The organism is Halomonas huangheensis (genome assembly GCF_001431725.1).
In the GTDB taxonomy this organism is placed as follows: domain Bacteria; phylum Pseudomonadota; class Gammaproteobacteria; order Pseudomonadales; family Halomonadaceae; genus Halomonas; species Halomonas huangheensis.
This window is the reverse complement of sequence record NZ_CP013106.1, coordinates 4,740,177-4,757,486: the sequence shown is the minus strand read 5'-3', so window position 1 is coordinate 4,757,486 and position 17,310 is coordinate 4,740,177. Positions and strand designations below refer to the sequence as shown.

Sequence of the window (17,310 nt, the reverse complement as noted above, 5' to 3'; positions counted from 1 at the left end):
TGCAATGCAGCATGTTGAATTAAAAGAAACTTTTACGGTTATCCACAAAAACTATCCCCAGTAATAATCACAAGTATATTCAATACTTTAGATTAGTAATTACTATGGTCATACGAATACATCACCAACCACTCCGCGCTCCAGGTCCGCTAGCTTGAGCGGCTTCCCCAATGTCGTTGCCAGGGGCGAGAGCTATACCCCTCGACTCATCGTCAAACTGCTCTCGGAAAGAGGGTGTCGAGGTAAAAATGCGCTCAGCAATTGCGCGTAAGGCTTGAAATCACTAGAATGTCCGGTCTTGAACCGAATACCCCCGAGGAGCCCGTTGCCAATTCGGGCTCCTTTGGTTGTCTACCCGATCCAAAAAACCATTCAGGATTAACGAGTTATGAAGCGCACATTCCAACCGAGCGTTCTCAAGCGCAAGCGCGCGCACGGCTTCCGTGCTCGCATGGCCACCAAAAACGGCCGCGCCGTTCTGGCACGTCGCCGTGCCAAGGGCCGCAAGCGCCTGAGTGCCTGATCGCAGGTCAAATATGACCTGTCTGACCTTTCCCCGGCACTATCGCTTGCTGACTGCCGGGGATTACCGCCGTGTCTTTGACACTGCAGTATACAAGGTCCATGGCAAGGGCCTGATGGCGCTGGCTACCCCTAATGACCTGGGGCACCCGCGCCTTGGCCTGGTGTTCAGCAAGAAGAACGTACGCAGGGCTGTTGATCGTAATCGTCTCAAGCGACTGGCCCGCGAATCCGTACGCCATTCTCAGCATCGACTTCCCGGTGTGGATATCGTTCTGCTGGCAAGACGTGGCGTCAACGAGGTCGACAACGACACCTTGCATCGTCAGCTGTTCGGCATGTGGCGCCGCCTCGAGCGCGAGGCCGAGAAGTCGACCCGACCCTCTCGCTCCTCGACGGCCTCCCACTCCTCCGCCGCTCACCAGCGCCGCGGATAAAGCTGTGCGGCATCCCATCGATGCGATGACACCATCTATGCGCATGTACGAGCCCAACGTCGATAGCATTGACGTCACCTCACTCATCGCAGAATGTTTGCGTACGGACCCTGGCCTGCCTCTGGCAGGCTTTGGTGTATTTCTCCCAGGCGTCGGCGCCCAGACGGACGCCACTGGATTGTTCACTTCCCATCGGGCAGACCCCTCATGGACGTAAAACGACTACTTTTGCTGATCCCCCTGGCGGTGCTCGCTTACCTGATCATGGTGCAGTGGAACCAGGATTATGGTCAGCTTCCCTCTGCGCCGGACGCTCCGGCCATTACCAGTAATGCCGCCCCGCAGCAGGAAGACTCTTCCAACAGCCTCACCGCACCAGACTCCTCTGGCAATACTGTCAGCAATGAGCTCCCGGGAACCGAAGCTGCAACAGAAGCTGCAACAACCGACACCCGCGACCTGGTAGCAGTCATCACCGACGTACTTGATGTACGCATTGATCCAGAGGGTGGCGACGTCGTCTATGCTGCACTGCCCGAGCACCTGATGAGTCAGGACGGTGATCGGCCCTATGTGCTGTTGGCTGACAACAATACACTGAGCTACGTGGCGCGTTCCGGCCTGCAGCTGGACGGTAACTCCGGTCGTATTTCCTTCTCCCCGGAGAAGACTGAATATCGCATGGTCGACGGCCAGAATGAGCTGCAGGTGGACATGACCGCCACCGTCAATGGCGTCGATATCATCAAGCGCTTTACCTTCAAGCGTGACGACTACGCAGTGAACGTGTCTTACCTGCTCGCCAACGACAGCGGCAACGCGGTCAGCGCCCGCTTCATCGGTCAACTGGTTCGCGACAGCAATCCGGATCCGTCCACCGGACCGAAGATGGGAATGCGCTCCTTCCTGGGCGCCGCCTACTCCTCTCCGGAGAACCGTTACGAGAAGATCGATTTCGAGGACATTCAGGCGGGCAAGTTCGCAAACCGTGAAGCTGATGGCGGCTGGGTCGCAATTATCCAGCACTACTTCACCTCTGCCTGGGTACCACCGGAAAAGCAGCAAAACCTCTACTACGCGACAACGGATTCCAGGCAACACAACATTGCCGCCTTCGCCGGCCAGTCTCAGACCATCGAGCCGGGTGCAGATGCCACTCTGGCGGCGACTCTGTACATGGGCCCCAAGATCCAGGAACGCCTGGAAGCCGTAGCTCCCAATCTCGAGCTGACTGTCGACTTTGGCTGGCTGTGGTTCATCGCCAATCCGCTGTTCTGGCTGCTTGATCACATCCACAGCCTGATCGGAAACTGGGGCTGGTCGATCGTGATCCTGACCCTGATGGTCAAGACTGCGCTGTGGCCGCTATCGGCCAAGGCCTACAAGTCCATGGCGCGGATGCGTAAGCTCGGCCCGGAAATGCAGCGTCTCAAGGAACGCTTCGGCGATGATCGTCAGAAGATGTCCCAGGAGATGATGAAGTTCTACCAGAAGGAAAAGATCAATCCTCTGGGCGGCTGTCTGCCGATCCTGATTCAGATGCCAGTGTTCATTGCACTTTACTGGATGCTGCTGGAGTCGGTTGAGCTACGTCACGCACCCTTCATGCTGTGGATCCAGGATCTGTCGGTGAAGGACCCGTACTTCGTGCTGCCTATCCTGATGGGCGCTTCGATGTTCGTTCAGCAGCAGCTCAACCCGACGCCTCCGGATCCCATGCAGGCGAAGATCATGAAGATGTTGCCGATCATCTTCACCTTCTTCTTCCTGTGGTTCCCGGCCGGTCTGGTCATCTACTGGGTATGCAACAACTGCATCTCGATCGCCCAGCAGTACATGATCACCCGCAAGGTCCAGGACGATCCCAATGTCGGCAAGGACCTGAAGACCAAATAAGGTCTCTGTAGTCTCGATGTACCGAACCCCCGCCTGCCGTGCGGGGGTTCGGCTTTTCAGGGTGGCCAAATGCCATCCGTCCTCGGACAATGGCCCTGATATTCAAGGAAGCCCATCATGACCCAGCGACTCTATACCCAGGACAGCATCACCGCTCTGGCCACGGCTCCAGGCCGTGGCGGTGTAGGCATCATTCGCGTCTCAGGGCCTGCCTGTGAGGCGATCGCCACGCAAGTGCTGGGGCACTGCCCTACGCCTCGCCAGGCCTACTATGGGCCCTTCCGTGGCTCTCAGGGCACCATTGATGAGGGCATTGCACTATTCTTCCGCGGCCCCAACTCCTTCACCGGTGAAGATGTCCTTGAGCTTCAGGGACACGGTGGGCCTGTGATCATGGACATGCTGCTGGAGCGCTGTGTCGAACTCGGCACGCGTCTCGCCAGACCCGGAGAGTTCTCCGAACGTGCCTTCCTCAACGACAAGCTCGATCTCGCCCAGGCCGAGGCAATTGCTGACCTGATCGAAGCCAGCTCACGCGGTGCCGCCGAGAATGCTCTCCGCTCGCTGCAAGGAGAATTCTCGACCCGCGTCCAGGCGCTGGTTCAGGGACTGATCGAGCTACGCATGTACGTTGAGGCCGCCATCGACTTCCCCGAGGAAGAAATCGATTTCCTCGCCGATGGCCACGTTGCCGGCAAGCTTGCCGCCTTGATGAGTGATCTAGCTCAGGTACGTGCCAGCGCCGGCCAGGGTGCGCTGATGCGCGAGGGCATGAGCGTGGTCATCGCCGGACGCCCCAATGCCGGCAAGTCGAGCTTGCTCAATGCGCTGACCGAGCAGGACACTGCCATCGTCACCGATATCGAGGGCACCACTCGCGACGTGCTGCGTGAACATATCCACATCGATGGTATGCCGCTGCATATCATTGACACCGCAGGACTGCGTGACACCCCCGATGCGGTGGAGAAGATCGGCGTGGCACGCGCCTGGGCAGAGATCGAGAAAGCGGATCGCGTACTGCTGCTCGTCGATGCCACTACCACAGCCGCCGATGATCCGATGGCCATCTGGCCGGAGTTCGTCGCCCGTCTGCCGGCACCGGAACGACTGACGCTGGTGCGCAATAAAGTCGATCAGAGCGGCGAAAGCGGCGGAATCGATTTATCCACAACCACTCCCATCGTGCGTCTCTCCGCGCGTACCGGTCTGGGTGTGGATAATCTCAAGGAGCATCTCAAGGCCGTGATGGGCTTCGAGACCACCACCGAAGGGCGCTTTTCCGCCCGGCGCCGTCATCTCGACGCCCTCGACCGCGCCCGGACAGCACTGGAAAATGGCGAGGCCCAGTTACACGGCTATGGTGCCGGAGAATTGTTGGCTGAAGATCTGCGTGACGCACAGCAATCACTGGGCGAAATCACCGGAGAATTCAGTGCCGACGACCTGCTGGGTGAGATATTCGGCAGCTTCTGCATCGGCAAGTAGCACGCATTCCCCAGCGCTCAGGAAATGCCGCACACTAGATCACAATATGCTGTCTACACTCAGTCTGGATGTACTTATCAGGAGTGCTCAGTCATGAGTTATGTTGAAGGGTTTGTGGCCGCGGTTCCCGAGAGCAACAAGCAGGCGTATCTTGATCTGGCGACGGCGGCGGCCGATATCTTCAAGCGCTATGGTGCGACCCGGGTTGTAGAGGCCTGGGGCGCAGAAGTACCGGAAGGCAAGGTCACTGACTTCCATCGCGCAGTGCAGGCCGAACCAGGGGAAGTCATCGTATACAGCTGGATCGAGTACCCCTCGAAACAAGTGCGTGACGAATCCTTCCAGAAAATGGAGGCCGACAATGCCATGGATGGGTTCATGGGCGATGCGCCCTTCGATGGTAAGCGGTTGATCTATGGTGGTTTCGACATCATCCTTGATGTCTGAAATCGCGTGCAGCAGGCGCGGATCTACTCTTCCACCAACCAGCTCGACTGATGCGTTGATTGGGGCCCCAGGATCGGTAACCAGCGTTGGATGGCGCCATTCAAGGTCTCATCGAGACCCCAGGGCAGGTTGATCACCAGCATGCCGCTGCCATACATTCCGTGAGTCGCCTGAGCAGGTGGCTCACGGCTGACTTCGCTACGCCATATCTTGCGGATTCCGCTGGCCTCGAGCGCATCGAGCATGGCCCGATGACGCCCCGCAGGCAGCAGCGGATACCAGACCATCACCACCGCGTGACGCGCCTTGCGCAACACCTGCTTGAGAGTATCAACAACCTCCAGGTACTCGTCCTTGCGCTCGAAGCTGGGGTCTATCAATACGCACAAGCGCGGCGTGGCGACCGGCAGCATCTTCACCACCCCCTCAAGACCATCGCCATGCACTCGCCTGAGCTGTCCTTCTCGACCATGGGAGACCACCGATTGCTCGGCCAGATGACGGTGTTCACCAGGGTGCAGCTCAAACAGCGTCAACCGATCCTGATCACGTAGCCGCGCTCCCAACCACCAGGGCGATCCGGGATAGCACGCCAGATTCTCGTCACCGTTCTCACCACCTTGCAGCGAAGCAACGGCTGTCAGCCATTCGGCGAGCATAGGCTGATCCTCCAGCCTATGGCGCTCCTTCCACAGCCTTTCGATACCACTACGATACTCCTGCAGCTGATCTGTCTCCCTGGCGGCCAGTGGATAACTTCCACGACCGGCGTGAGTATCAACAAACGTAATAGGGGATTTTTTACGTAACAGATGATTCACTGCAGAATATACGCAGAGATGCTTATGAACGTCGGCGAAATTGCCGGCATGATAGGCATGCTGATAGGAAAGCATAGTAGAGAATCCAAGCCTGAAAACTGCCGAAGCAGCGGACATTACGAAAAGATTAGCGGTTGGAACGGTGCTGACGCCAGTGCCGCGCACAAAAAAGCCCGCCTCCTTGCGGTGGCGGGCCTGAACTAGAGTCGCTTGCCGCTTGAAGATCAGCCTTGGCCAGCCTGACTCGTGGGCACTACGACGATCTCGACGCGACGGTTCTGGGCGCGACCATCCTCGGTGTTATTGCTGGCCACCGGCTGGTTCTCACCGTAACCCACCATGGACAGGCGAGCGCCGGAAACACCACCGCTTTGCAGATAGCTACCGACCGACTGCGCGCGGCGCTCAGAGAGCTGCTGGTTGTAGCCGGCATCACCAGTGGAATCGGTGTGGCCCGCGATGGTAATCCGCGTTTCCGGATACTGGTTGAGGATGCTGGCAACATCGTTGAGCGCGCTGGACGCTGGACCAGTCAACTGCGCGGAGTCAAAGCCAAAGGTGACTTCGCTAGGCATATTGAGCACGATGTTGTCACCCTGGCGCTCAACATCAATCCCGGTACCCTGGGTGCTCTGGCGCAGCTGCTCTTCCTGCTTGTCCATATAGACACCGATACCACCGCCGACAGCTGCACCTGCTGCCGCACCGATCAGAGCACGATCCCGCTTACTGGTACTACCATCACCGCTGATCGCGCCTGCGGCGGCGCCAACAACAGCGCCCACAGCGGCACCAATACCGGTATTGTTGCGATCGGTCTGACCGGAATAGGGGTCATTGGATGCACAGCCTACCAGAAGAGCGGCTGCGGCCAGCGGGGCAATCAGTCGAGTGGAACGGATCATTTTCATCTATCTCCTGCGATACTAGTGGGGGAAACACCGTTCACTATGCACCACCGTGTGGGCATCTTGCAGTGCTTCTTGAATCTCTGTCACGTTTCGCTGATCAGGGCCAACAAGTCGTTCAAGAATAATAGACCTTGAGGGGTTGCTTGAAGCCTTGTCGAGTCTTCCACAATAAGTCCTTTATCTCTCGCCAGTTGGAGACGGTTTGCAAGCTGCTCAATAGGCTTGCCGACATTGCGTTGCCAAGCGGAAAGCGCTACACCATCCACCAGCCGCAACGCATTCATGGAAAACTCCAGCGCGAGCTCCTGCTCCTCGATCCGACGAGCGCCAGCGACAAAGCCACGCGGGTCCTCCAGCCTACGCAGATAAGCCTCAGGCTGGCGCGTCTTCCAGCGTCGTTCAATAAGCAGCCCCTCAGGGCCGGGTTGACTCAATTTTCCATGAGCGCCCGCTCCTATCCCCAGATAATCGCCGAACTGCCAGTAATTGAGGTTATGGCGTGCCTGGCGCCCTGTTCGCGCATAGGCTGATATCTCATATCGGCGCAGACCAGCCTGTTCCAGGCGCTCATGTCCCAGATCCTGAATATCCCAAAGGGTTTCTTCCTCGGGTAGGGTCGGGGGATGAGAGTGAAATTCGGTGTTGGGTTCCAGCGTCAGCTGATACCAGGAAAGATGCTCCGGGGACAAGGCCAGCGCCTGATCCAGGTCGGCCAATGCCAGCTCCGGAGTCTGCTCTGGCAGCCCATGCATCAGATCAAGATTCAAATTATCGAACCCTGCCTGTCGCGCTTCGCCGACAGCACGTTGGGCATCATTTCCTGAATGAATACGCCCCAGCGCTTGCAACTGAGCGTCCTGAAAACTCTGTATACCCAACGATAGTCGATTGATACCCACATCACGATAAGCCGCGAAACGGCCTCGCTCGAGCGTGCCGGGGTTGGCTTCCAGGGTAATTTCGATGTCATCAGCGAGAGGGATCCGCTGCTCGATAGCTTCAAGCAACCGACGGTAGAACTCACCAGACATCAGGCTTGGTGTGCCGCCACCGATGAAGATTCCAGTAAGTGTACGCTCACCAACCAGAGATAGATCGGCCTCCAGATCAGCAATCAGCGCACGTAGGTAATCCTGCTCGGGTAACTCCGACTGGCGGCCAATACCATGGGAATTGAAGTCGCAATAGGGGCACTTGCGCACACACCACGGGACATGCACATACAGTGCAAGCGGAGGAAGCTCAACCCGATTGGCCTTTGGCTGGTGCATTAAAACCCCGTAACGCCTTCATCAAGAGACTTGAGCAACATCTGCAGTGCCCGACCGCGATGACTCAAGCGGTTCTTTTCCTCGGCGGAAAGCTCAGCCGCTGTCATGCCGCACTCGGGCAACCAGAATAGCGGATCATAACCAAAGCCACCGTCACCTCGGGGATGGGCCAGGATCTCGCCACGCCACTGTTGCTGCACTACCAGTGGCACCGGATCCTCTGCATGGCGCAATAGAACCAATACGCACCAGTAGCTTGCCGCTCTGCTACCCTCGGGGACATCTTTCAACTGCTCGAGCAGTTTGTCGTTGTTGCGCTGATCATCCTTCGGCTCACCAGCAAAGCGCGCCGAGTAGATACCGGGCTGGCCTCCCAGCGCATCCACTGCCAGTCCCGAGTCATCAGCCAGTGCAGGATGGCCGCTGACACGACAGGCTTCTCTAGCCTTGAGCAACGCATTCTCGACAAAGGTGCTCCCCGTTTCCTCAACATCAACCACATTAAAGTCAGCCTGGGGACTGACACTAATGTTGCGTGATGCCAACAAAGCGGAAAACTCCTTCAATTTACCGGCGTTACCGCTGGCAATCACAAGTTCGACAGATTTGGTCATCGGTGGGACTCTTGCATCATTGAAATCCTGTTCAGCATCAGCGGAAGGATGCCGGCCAGCGCTATACTCTACCATGCACAAGGAAGGCTCAGCGCAGAGGCTTGCATGGAATAGTGAACACCCTCTCTTGCGCTGAATACATCGTGAGACGTTTGCCTGGCGTTTTTCATACTATGTGCTGAAATTGATATAGCTCTGTTTTACATATGTTACAGACAATTACACAGCGCCTTGTACTGGCTGAACAAGAGCTCCTGGATCCCTTGTTGTATCCATCACTGATGAAGAGAACGTCAGTAGATGATTGGAGGCATCACAATGAACAACACCACGGGACAGATAGTGCTGGTTACAGATCACAACCCCCAGTCACTACTCTTCATCAATTACATCAAGGATCAGTTTCACTGCCCTGTATCCATCGCCGCGCCGACGGATACCATCGATGTCGACGATAAAAATCAATCACTCATACTGATGGACGCGGATCATGTCGACGACAGTGCCATGCAGCATTGGCAGGATCAGGGAGCTCGCCATGAAGGCCTGCTGTTGACCGCCTTTAACCTGCGGGATGAGGACCATGCCATGGAGGTTCTTTCGTTCATGCACCTGCGCGGCGTGTTCTACCGTCAGGATAGCCTCGAGCGTATCTGCAAGGGGATCGAGAAGCTGTTCGATACCGATGACCTGTGGATGTCGCGCTCACTGATGACTCGACTGATCGAGTTCTCCCGCCGTCAGCAACTCAACGCCTACCGTCCAGCCTGTGGTCTGACACAGCGTGAGATGGAAATCATCGGCCTGTTGGGCTCCGGAGCCTCCAACATGGAAATCGCCGAGCGACTGTGTGTCAGTGAACATACTGTAAAATCGCATCTTTATAACGTCTTCAAGAAAATCCGCGTCAGTAACCGACTACAGGCGGTGAATTGGGCACGCCAGAACCTGGGCGCCCCACCGCCGCGCCGCTCGATTTCCTGAAAGCTGTTTCTTGAAGCTATAAGCGGTAAGCCATGAGCTGTAAGCGGCTCAGTGGGAAGGCTGTGAAATCGCCAACAGTCGAGAGTTCCATCCACTCCATAAAGGCTATCGATGGCAATCGGGCCTCACTTACGACTTACAGCTCGTGCAGCGCCAATAGGCGCTGCATTCGCATAGCTCCCTGAGATGTCACAGCACTCTGATATGCTCTTCGATCATGCTGGCGAGTGTCTCGGCTGCATTCTCTGCGGTACTGTCGATCCGCACTAGATGCAAACGCTCCTCGTCGGTGAAGTCCTCGAAAGCATCCTGCTGCGCGGCCAGCACTGCAAGACTCATCGACTCGTCCTTGTCATTGCGCAGCGCTCGCTTGCTGATGCGGCGACGCAGCGTAGCCTCATCCGCCTCGAAACTGACCAGCAACACCGGCAAGCCTCTGGCTTCCGCCTGCAGTCGCAACTGATCACGCTGGCCATGCTCGAGGAAGGTGCCATCAATACAGACCATGAAACCGGCATCGAGCAGAATGCCTGCACAAGTTGCCAGCCGCTGATAGGTCTTGGCGGTCACTTCACTCGTATAGATATCATCGGGTAGCGGCTTGCCTTCCACCGACTGTGGATTCAAGCCATACAGGGCGAGACGCTGGACATCCGAGCTCAAGCGTACCGCGCCCATGCGACCGACCAGGGCCCGTGTGAAACGGCTCTTGCCGCTCCCCGAGACCCCCACCCCGATGATCAAGGGCGGGAAACGGAACTCCGCATGGCGCTCAGCCAGCGCCAGATAACGACGGAAGCTGTTCATGGTTTCGGCCAGCAGCGCGGGTCGTTCATTGTCACCCCTGGCATTACGACGTTGCAGGGCACGACGCATTCCTGCCATGGACTCGACCACCTGCAACAGCGATAACACTCGCGCCAATTCATAGTCAGCGCTGCGCCGCAAATAACCATCCAGCGCCTGATGAGAAAGCGTCATCTCGCCACGTAACTCGAGTTCAACACGTAGGCTGGCAATATCATTGCCGGGATCCGACATCTCCGGATATTCGAACGGGATCGGATCTTGAGCAGCACTCTGGGTAATGACCAGGCGGCCATTATCGTGCAACCGCACGTCAGAGTACTCCATATACCAACGACTGGGACGCAAACGATCACGACGCGACTCGATGATCGGAGCGAGGCGAGTCATGTCCTGATCCAGCCAATCATGGAGCGCTTCCAGCCGCTGGATGTCCTCCTTGCCCGTCAGCAGAGAGCGACAGATGTTGTACTCCCTCTCGACACGCTGCTTGAGTAGATCCATGGGCTCGGGGAGCTCATGCTCCAGCGCCAGCGGTTCAGCATGGAATTCCGCTAGAACATCCAGCATCTCGTCGAGACTGAAGGGATCCAGTATGGGGTTCTGCTCAGTGGCATCGTGGCCTGTCATCGGTGACTCCTGTCAGACCCTTGAGGTCATTTGGGCAAAGGCGTGTTCGGCAGCATCCAGCGTCACCTGGAGGTCTTCCGGAGTATGGGCACTGGACATGAAGCCCGCTTCATAGGCAGAAGGCGCCAGGTAGACCCCATGTTCCAGCATCGCCGAGAAGAAGCGCCGGAAGGCATTCTCGTCACAGGCCGTGGCCTGAGCAAAGTTCTCGACACTGCGCTGGCCGGTAAAGAACACCCCGAACATGCCACCAGCACGCTGGGTGATCATATCGATCCCTGCCTCATGGGCACGGCTCTCGAGTCCATTACACAAGGTATCGACGCGCTGTGCCAGGGCATCATGAAAGCCCGGTTCGCGAATCTTGCTGAGCAATGCAACTCCAGCGGCCATCGCCAGCGGATTACCAGACAGCGTGCCGGCCTGATACACCGGGCCAATCGGCGATAGCTCCTGCATTATTTCGCTGCGGCCACCGAAGGCCCCTACCGGCATACCGCCGCCAACGATCTTGCCCAGACAGGTAAGATCAGGACTAACACCGTAGTACGCCTGAGCACCCCCCATGGCGACACGGAACCCCGTCATGACTTCATCGAAGATCAGCACACTCTGATAACGATCGCAGACATGGCGCAGTGCCTTGAGGAAGCCTTCTGCGGGCGGAATGCAGTTCATGTTGCCGGCCACCGGCTCGACAATGATGCAGGCAATCTGGCTGCCGATTTCCTCGAAACACCGCTCGACCTCATCAATATCGTTATAGGACAAGGTAATGGTGTGATCGGCCAACGAGGCTGGTACGCCCGGTGAACTGGGCTCACCATGGGTGAGCGCTCCCGAGCCAGCCTTGACCAGCAGCGAGTCGCTGTGGCCATGATAATTCCCCTCGAACTTGACGATCTTGTCACGACCGGTAAAACCACGTGCCAGGCGAATTGCTGACATGGTGGCCTCGGTGCCGGAGTTGACCATACGCACCATTTCGATGCTCGGCATGATCTCGCAGATCAGATCCGCCATGGTCGTTTCGATGGCAGTGGGTGTCCCGAATGACAAGCCGTTGTTGAGTCGCTCGCGTACCGCTCCCAGCACATCCGGATCGGCATGACCTGTGATCATTGGACCCCAGGAACCGACATAGTCCACGTATCGCTTGCCTTCCACATCAAACAGATAGGCGCCCTGGGCACGTTCCATGAACACCGGTGGACGATAGAGCCCCTTGAACGCCCGTACCGGCGAATTGACGCCGCCGGGTATATGTCGACAAGCCTGTTCGAAGAGCTCAGCGGATGTTGTCATGGCAACCTCTTGGCCAGAAAGTAATCTTCGGTGTCGGAATCATGCCGCCGACCCCTGTATAGCGCCACTTGTCTGTGGATAACTCTGTGGAGTGACTGGGACAACTCGGTGAAAGAGCGGTGAATATCGCTCAAATGACCCGTCTCCAGTCATTCCATGACTTGTATTCCATGGCTTCGGATTCAGCCCACTATCATAACCCGACCTCGTCAGTGGTGAAGTCTGGAGTAGGCAAACGCCACAGCCGTCTCGGCAAACGTTGTCCCATCCCCGGCTGCCAACCGTGGGCCAACGCCTGCCAGGTAAAGATCTGCGCCTGCTCACAGGCCGCGACCAAAGACTCCCCTGCCGCCAATCGCGTCGCTAGAGCTGAGGCCAGCGTGCAACCAGACCCATGGTACTTGCCACTGAGACGTGACCAGCTCCACTGACGATCGATATCCGGGGCATGCAGCGTATGTGCTACACGGTCGACGGGGACCTGACTGAGAGGTTCGTCGGTACCTGTCACCAGTAACGCCTGACATCCCTGCTGCATCAGACTGACAGCCCGCTCGGTATCGTCACGATAGGCATCTCCTGCCAGTCGCGCCAATTCCTGCCGATTCGGCGTCAGAATGTCGACCCGCGGCAACAAACGCTCGCACCAGGCGTCGATCAACTCTCGCGTCGCAAGCTCGCAGCCGCCTCCCGCGCGCAGCACAGGATCTGCCACCACGGGAATCCCCGGGCGCCGACGAATCACATCAACTACCGCATCCAGTGCTTCAAGGTCAGCAATCAAACCCACCTTGATCGCCGCTATCGGTAGTTCCTCGAGCGCCGCCGCGGTCCTGCGAATGCCGTCCCCCGATACCGGTATTATCGCTTCGACATCGTTGAGGTTCTGCACCGTCAAGGCCGTGGGAATGGTCAGCGCCCAACCACCGCAGGCGGCGACGGTTTCCGCATCAGCGATAATCCCGGCCCCTCCCGTGGGGTCATGCCCTGCCAATACCAACACACCAGGCAGGTTTGGCGTCCAACCATTACTGACATGATTCAAAATGGTTTCACCACAACAAGAATAACAATGGCAATCAGCGCCAGAACAGGCAACTCATTGAAGATGCGAAAAAAGGTCGCACTACGTCGGCAACGATCCTCGGCCAGCTGCTTGAGATAGATCAGGCAGACATGATGATAGGCCACCAACAGCACCACCAGTGCCAGCTTGGCGTGCAGCCAGCCCTGACTGAACCAGCCCGGTACCAGCCACAGCAGAATGCCACCGAAGACCAGAACCGCCACCATCGATGGTGTCATGATACCCCGATACAGCTTGCGTTCCATGACCTTGAAGGTCTCGACGCTGGTATGTTCGTCCTTGTCGAGCGCCATGGCGTGATAGACGAATAATCGCGGCAGATAGAACATCGCCGCAAACCAGGTGACTACCGCCACCACATGCAGTGCTTTTATCCACAGATACATAACGACTCCTAGGCTGTGGATGAATCAGAAAAGCGATAATAGCGCTCAATGGCGTCTCGCGTGATGATACCGGAAATCCGCTTCTGGCTCGGTCGATATCCGTGTTCTACATAGAGTCCATTGACCTTGAGGTTGTTCAAGGTAGTGAGAGCTTCACTGAGCGTTGCCTGCAGGTGGATCGGTGCCAGATCGATGCGCTGCCCGGGGATCTCCAGCAGATCCAGCAGCACGGGAGACTCCTCCGCCTCCTGATCAGTAGCGGCATTCTGCTCGGTCGATTCTGTCATGGAGCATGCCTCGTCCGACTCATCAGCCGCCACCCTGTTAGACTCCGACTTCTCGACGGCACCACTTTGTGCCTCGCTACCATCGTGCTCGAGTAGCCAGCGCGCCAGATCGGCAGCCTTCAATGCCAAAGTGGGCTTGTCGTCGGAAGAACGCTCGATAAGGATCCACACCGGATTGGCCTCGAGCAGTGCTCGTGCCTGATCGTACTCGACACGGCGCCGTGTTCGCACCAGATTACGCTCCATGACCGCCGGCACCGAGACCCGCGACAGTGCCTGCATCAATGGCTGCTGAAGGGGGTGCAAGCCATGCAACTTGACGCTGATGAAGAAACCGTCACAACGACACAGCTGCCGTGCCGTCAATCCCGAAACCACCACCGCCAGCATCCCCGGCAGCAGGATATGCGGGTGGTGGGTCAACTCCAACAGGGCCATGAGCGCTGCCAGAGGAGCCTGCAGCACGGCTCCCATCATCGCCGCCATACCGATCATGGCGAAGAGTCCGGGATCCGCCGCCTTGTCAGGCCACAACCACACGCCACACAAACCGAACAGCGCCCCCGCGGCCGAGCCAATCACCAGTACTGGACCAATGATACTGACCGGTACACCACAGGCAACGGTAAAAGCCGTCAGCAATAACTTGCCCAGCATCAGTGCCAGCAACACCTGAACCGTAAGCTGGCCAAATAGCGCATGCGAGAGACTGTCGTAGCCGATGCCCTGTACTTCGGGATACCACCAGGCGAGTCCCGCCGCGAAGATAGCGACCATTGTCAGGCGCAGCCAAAGGGGCAGGCTCGCGACACGCTCACTGCGGGCGACGTGGATGAAGACACCCGCCAGCAGGCCGATACCGAATGCCATCACCGCAATCCAGTAGATATTGAACAGCGAGCCCATCGCCAACTCCGGCACCGCGAAAGCGGGTTCCGTGCCATACACCAGTTGGGTGACCAGTGCGCCCATGCAGGATGCGAGGATGACCGGCATGAAGCCGACAATGGTGTATTCCATCATCACCACTTCCATGGCGAAGATAACCCCGGCGATCGGCGTATTGAAGGAAGCCGAAATGCCTGCCGCCGTACCGCAGGCCACCAGTACCCGCAAGCTGTTGTGGGGGAGTCGCAATAACTCGCCCAGGCCACTGGACGCCGCAGCCCCAAGGTGAATGGCCGGCCCCTCACGACCGGCCGATAGACCGCCGAGCACCGAGACCACACCGACCCACCACTGGTTGATCCAATTACGTAATGGAAAGCGTCCCTGATGATAGGTGAGACGTTCAATCACATGCGCCACCCCGATCTTGCGGCACGCCAGCGGCTGACGCCATAACAGAACCCCGATCACCAACACGGCACCCAACGGCAACAACACTCGGGTCAACCTGGAGAGCGACTCGAAGGCTTCCGGATCGCCATTGGGCATCATCAGTGCCGCTCCCATCAGCAACAACAGGCGAAATACCACCATCAAGCTGCCGGTAATCAGACCGGTAATCGCCCCGAGCACGCACAGTTGCGGCAAGGCATCCACGTTGGCCAGTTGGCGACGAAAGGCGTCGAGACTGAACTGCGATAGACTGAAGCGTGACAAGAGTGATATCCCTTGATGAACGAATCCCTGCTTCCATTCGACACACTGGAGTATGACGAGTCGGACGGCTCTCTCTTGTGTATCATAGATGCAGACGCAGTACCCACCGTCATACGCATCAACCGGTGTCATTGGCGGACTGGGGTAATTCGCTTTTTCGAGGGGGGAGTGTCTCGTGATCAAGGTTGGAATCGTTGGCGGCACGGGTTACACCGGCGTCGAACTGCTCAGGCTGCTCGCCAGTCATCCACATGTTGAGGTGGAAGCCATTACCTCGCGAAGTGAGGCCGGCCTGGCTGTCAGCGAGCTGTATCCCAACCTGCGTGGCCACTATGACGAGTTGCGCTTCTCCGAACCTGACCCGGCGCGGCTCGCCAGGTGCGATGCGGTGTTCTTCGCCACACCTCACGGCGTAGCCCATGCTCTGGCGGGCGAGCTGCTGGAGCGCGGGACTCGGGTCATTGATCTGTCAGCGGACTTCCGGATACGCGATGCCGGTATCTGGGCCGACTGGTATGGCCAGCCTCACGGCGCCCCCGAATTGCTCGATGAAGCCATCTACGGCTTGCCGGAAGTACATCGAGAGAAGATTCGTCAATCACGTCTGATTGCCGTGCCCGGCTGTTACCCCACCGCTGTACAGCTCGGATTCCTGCCGTTGCTCGAGGCCGGATTGATTGATCCTGATCGCCTGATTGCCGACTGCAAGTCCGGTGTCACCGGCGCAGGGCGCGGTGCCAAGGTTCCTTCACTGCTGGCCGAAGCCAGTGAGTCAATGAAGGCCTATGGCGCCAGCGGTCATCGCCATCTGCCCGAGATCCGTCAGGGGCTTGCCGATGCTGCCGGTGGGGAAGTGGGGTTGACCTTTGTTCCGCATCTGACGCCGATGATTCGTGGCATACATGCCACCCTCTATGGTCAGCTCAAGGCGGATGCTGGAGACCTCCAGCAACTGTTCGAGGAGCGTTATCGCGACGAGCCCTTCGTTGACGTAATGCCAGTCGGAAGTCACCCGGAGACGCGTAGCGTCAAGGGCGCCAATCTATGTCGCATTGCCGTGCATCGCCCAGCTAACGGCGACACTGTGGTGGTACTGGCGGTGATCGACAATCTGGTCAAGGGTGCCTCGGGCCAGGCCATTCACAACCTCAACCTGATGTTCGGCTTCAACGAAACCGACGGACTCGCCGCCCCCGCCATCATGCCCTGAAACTGATGTCCTGACGCTGGTGTCCTGACGTTCGGCAATACGATATCCACAGCCTGTCGCTACCGATGGGCTGTGGGTAAATCATATCTCACACCATGAATGATGCGCCGCATCCACAGGTCGTGGTGGCATTGGGGTTCTGCACCAGGAACCGCGCCCCGGCCAGGCCTTCCTCATAATCGATGGTCGAGCCCACCAGATATTGCCAGGACAGTGGGTCGACAATCAGCGAAACATCACCGAAGGGGATTTCCGTATCGTCCTCGTTGATGCCGTCAGCGACATCGAAGCCATACTGGAACCCCGAACACCCGCCACCGGTGACATAGACCCGCAGGGCAATACGTTCTGCATGCTCCTCGGCCTTCAGCGTACGCAGGCGGCGTTGGGCATTGTCGGACAGCAGTAGTGGAGTGGGTACAAAGGATTCGGCACCGCTCATGGCGAGCTCCCGCAATCGGTGAATGTCGAGCAATTCCACATTATCCACAATCCCCACTAAAAGGGTCAACTTTAGCACGCGACACCAACCGCATCAGCGGTGCAATCATGTCAATCTGATGCGTTTATGCCAATCTGCCGCGTTGACGTCACTCTCTCCA

General features: G+C 57.8%; 17 protein-coding genes. 7 read left to right on the top strand and 10 right to left on the bottom strand.

The features are described from left to right. Positions 1 to 388: 388 nt before the first annotated feature. From rpmH to AR456_RS20715, 5 genes are all read left to right on the top strand, one after another. Positions 389 to 523, top strand: a complete 135-nt coding sequence (rpmH, locus tag AR456_RS20735; protein WP_008959105.1) for a 50S ribosomal protein L34 — start codon at positions 389 to 391, stop codon at positions 521 to 523. Between the two features lie 13 nt (positions 524 to 536). Continuing rightward, a complete protein-coding gene (gene rnpA / locus AR456_RS20730; protein ID WP_021819522.1) occupies positions 537 to 959 on the top strand; it encodes a ribonuclease P protein component in 423 nt (140 codons plus the stop codon). 207 nt (positions 960 to 1,166) lie between these two features. Then, on the top strand, positions 1,167 to 2,855 hold the full coding sequence (gene yidC / locus AR456_RS20725) for a membrane protein insertase YidC (protein ID WP_031208166.1): 1,689 nt from the start codon (positions 1,167 to 1,169) through the stop codon (positions 2,853 to 2,855). A 117-nt stretch (positions 2,856 to 2,972) separates the two neighbouring features. Next, the gene (gene mnmE / locus AR456_RS20720) at positions 2,973 to 4,343 is read left to right on the top strand and encodes a tRNA uridine-5-carboxymethylaminomethyl(34) synthesis GTPase MnmE (RefSeq protein ID WP_021819520.1); all 1,371 of its coding nucleotides are present in this window, start codon (positions 2,973 to 2,975) and stop codon (positions 4,341 to 4,343) included. A gap of 93 nt (positions 4,344 to 4,436) precedes the next feature. Continuing rightward, positions 4,437 to 4,790 (top strand): DUF1428 domain-containing protein, encoded by a 354-nt coding sequence (locus tag AR456_RS20715; RefSeq protein ID WP_021819519.1) that lies wholly within the window; start codon positions 4,437 to 4,439, stop codon positions 4,788 to 4,790. 23 nt (positions 4,791 to 4,813) lie between these two features. On the opposite strand, the gene AR456_RS20710 is transcribed toward AR456_RS20715, so the two are convergent. From AR456_RS20710 to AR456_RS20695, 4 genes are all read right to left on the bottom strand, one after another. Further along, positions 4,814 to 5,686 carry a 23S rRNA (adenine(2030)-N(6))-methyltransferase RlmJ gene (locus tag AR456_RS20710; protein ID WP_031208164.1) on the bottom strand — a complete coding sequence of 291 codons (873 nt, stop codon included), beginning with the start codon at positions 5,684 to 5,686 and terminating at the stop codon, positions 4,814 to 4,816. A gap of 149 nt (positions 5,687 to 5,835) precedes the next feature. Then, positions 5,836 to 6,516: a YiaD family glycine zipper/OmpA-like lipoprotein gene (locus AR456_RS20705; protein ID WP_021819516.1), complete on the bottom strand. Its 681-nt coding sequence runs from the start codon at positions 6,514 to 6,516 to the stop codon at positions 5,836 to 5,838. A gap of 89 nt (positions 6,517 to 6,605) precedes the next feature. After that, positions 6,606 to 7,793, bottom strand: a complete 1,188-nt coding sequence (gene hemW, locus AR456_RS20700; RefSeq protein WP_021819515.1) for a radical SAM family heme chaperone HemW — start codon at positions 7,791 to 7,793, stop codon at positions 6,606 to 6,608. Further along, the gene (locus AR456_RS20695) at positions 7,793 to 8,407 is read right to left on the bottom strand and encodes an XTP/dITP diphosphatase (protein WP_021819514.1); all 615 of its coding nucleotides are present in this window, start codon (positions 8,405 to 8,407) and stop codon (positions 7,793 to 7,795) included. Before AR456_RS20695 ends, hemW begins: the two co-directional genes overlap by 1 nt. 318 nt (positions 8,408 to 8,725) lie before the next feature. On the opposite strand from AR456_RS20695, the gene AR456_RS20690 reads away from it, so the two are divergent. Beyond that, positions 8,726 to 9,391 (top strand): LuxR C-terminal-related transcriptional regulator, encoded by a 666-nt coding sequence (locus AR456_RS20690; RefSeq protein ID WP_021819513.1) that lies wholly within the window; start codon positions 8,726 to 8,728, stop codon positions 9,389 to 9,391. A 189-nt stretch (positions 9,392 to 9,580) separates the two neighbouring features. Here AR456_RS20690 and AR456_RS20685 read toward each other — a convergent pair whose 3' ends face one another. From AR456_RS20685 to AR456_RS20665, 5 genes are all read right to left on the bottom strand, one after another. After that, positions 9,581 to 10,828: a P-loop nucleotide/nucleoside kinase family protein gene (locus tag AR456_RS20685; protein ID WP_021819512.1), complete on the bottom strand. Its 1,248-nt coding sequence runs from the start codon at positions 10,826 to 10,828 to the stop codon at positions 9,581 to 9,583. A gap of 12 nt (positions 10,829 to 10,840) precedes the next feature. Next, positions 10,841 to 12,133 carry a glutamate-1-semialdehyde 2,1-aminomutase gene (gene hemL / locus AR456_RS20680; protein WP_021819511.1) on the bottom strand — a complete coding sequence of 431 codons (1,293 nt, stop codon included), beginning with the start codon at positions 12,131 to 12,133 and terminating at the stop codon, positions 10,841 to 10,843. A 193-nt stretch (positions 12,134 to 12,326) separates the two neighbouring features. Then, a complete protein-coding gene (gene thiD, locus AR456_RS20675) occupies positions 12,327 to 13,178 on the bottom strand; it encodes a bifunctional hydroxymethylpyrimidine kinase/phosphomethylpyrimidine kinase (RefSeq protein WP_021819510.1) in 852 nt (283 codons plus the stop codon). Next, a complete protein-coding gene (gene hemJ, locus AR456_RS20670; RefSeq protein WP_021819509.1) occupies positions 13,175 to 13,606 on the bottom strand; it encodes a protoporphyrinogen oxidase HemJ in 432 nt (143 codons plus the stop codon). The genes thiD and hemJ overlap by 4 nt, the downstream gene beginning before the upstream one ends. An 8-nt stretch (positions 13,607 to 13,614) precedes the next feature. Beyond that, complete coding sequence (locus tag AR456_RS20665) at positions 13,615 to 15,498, bottom strand: chloride channel protein (RefSeq protein ID WP_021819508.1); 1,884 nt, start codon at positions 15,496 to 15,498, stop codon at positions 13,615 to 13,617. Positions 15,499 to 15,673: 175 nt separating this feature from the next. Between AR456_RS20665 and argC the strand changes: the two genes are divergently transcribed. Continuing rightward, positions 15,674 to 16,708 (top strand): N-acetyl-gamma-glutamyl-phosphate reductase, encoded by a 1,035-nt coding sequence (argC, locus tag AR456_RS20660; protein WP_021819507.1) that lies wholly within the window; start codon positions 15,674 to 15,676, stop codon positions 16,706 to 16,708. An 88-nt stretch (positions 16,709 to 16,796) separates the two neighbouring features. Here argC and erpA read toward each other — a convergent pair whose 3' ends face one another. Beyond that, a complete protein-coding gene (gene erpA, locus AR456_RS20655) occupies positions 16,797 to 17,150 on the bottom strand; it encodes an iron-sulfur cluster insertion protein ErpA (protein WP_021819506.1) in 354 nt (117 codons plus the stop codon). Between the last annotated feature and the right edge of the window lie 160 nt (positions 17,151 to 17,310).